This window comes from Arthrobacter gyeryongensis, assembly GCF_039543785.1.
Classification (GTDB): domain Bacteria; phylum Actinomycetota; class Actinomycetes; order Actinomycetales; family Micrococcaceae; genus Arthrobacter; species Arthrobacter gyeryongensis.
Genome location: NZ_BAABKK010000043.1, coordinates 1 through 1,007 on the forward strand (window position 1 = coordinate 1; position 1,007 = coordinate 1,007).

Annotated in this window: 1 protein-coding gene; it reads right to left on the reverse strand. The window is 63.0% G+C overall.

Annotation, left to right across the window (positions count from 1 at the left end; all coding sequences use genetic code 11):
• Window positions 1-583: reverse transcriptase domain-containing protein (locus ABEA18_RS24070; RefSeq protein ID WP_345453820.1), on the reverse strand; the 583-nt coding region annotated here is incomplete at its 3' end.
• Window positions 584-1,007 lie beyond the last annotated feature (424 nt).

The following is a 1,007-nucleotide window of genomic DNA, read 5'->3' on the forward strand; positions in this document are numbered from 1 at the left end:
GGCGTATCAGGCCCAACAGCCTCTTGTCCCTCACTTTCCGCGCAACACGGGCCATCAATGCATCGTGGTTGACCCGGTCAAAGAACGCATCCAGATCCACTTCAATCACCCACCGATAGCCCTGCCCGACCACGGTCCGGGCAACCCGGACCGCATCATGAGCGCTTTTCTTCGGCCGGAACCCATACGAGACCGGCACGAACCCCGGATCGAACACCGGGACAAGCACCTGCGCGATCGCCTGCTGGACCAACCGGTCCAGCACGGCCGGCACACCCAGCCTCCGCTGCCCGCCGTCAGGCTTGGGAATCATCACCTGACGCACCGGTTGCGGACGGTACGTGCCCGCATCGAGTTCCTCCCGGACACCTGCCCAGTGTCCTAAGAGCCACGAACGGAGTTCCTCCGTACGCGTCCCGTCAGCACCGGGAGCACCCGCGTTCGCCTCGACGCGGCGTAACGCGGCCAACAGGTTTTCCCGCGAGAACACCAGTTCCCACAGATCCCCCGGAGGGCCGCCGACAGTATTACCGGCACGCGCCGGAACATCACTACGCTGAGCACGGCTATCTCCCGGATTCACCGATACCTCCCCGTGCTCGCCCGCGTCCGCGGGATGGCTGCGATCAAAGCGATGTTCACGAGCAATGCCCGCTCAACATGTCATTTCCCAACGTTCGGCCCTTCCCGGCAAACCACGCATGATTCCCGCCGGTACTACGACCTCGGCTGACTTCTGCCCCATCAGAACGACCCTTAAAGCCGTCCCGCTCCAACCGGCATCCCGGATGACGCACTGGAACAGATCTCCCCGGATAAGAACATTTACTTTCCCCCTGCCCCCGCCGCATCTACACACTGGCCGTTTCGGTGGAACGGGCTTCACCATCTCGTGCTGGCTCACCCCAACCAACATGCCTTCTATGCGGTTCGTGTCCCTCGGTGCAGGGATTTGCCTCCGGCTTCCTTCCCACCCCACCTCACGGTGACGCAGTTGCCATCGGCTA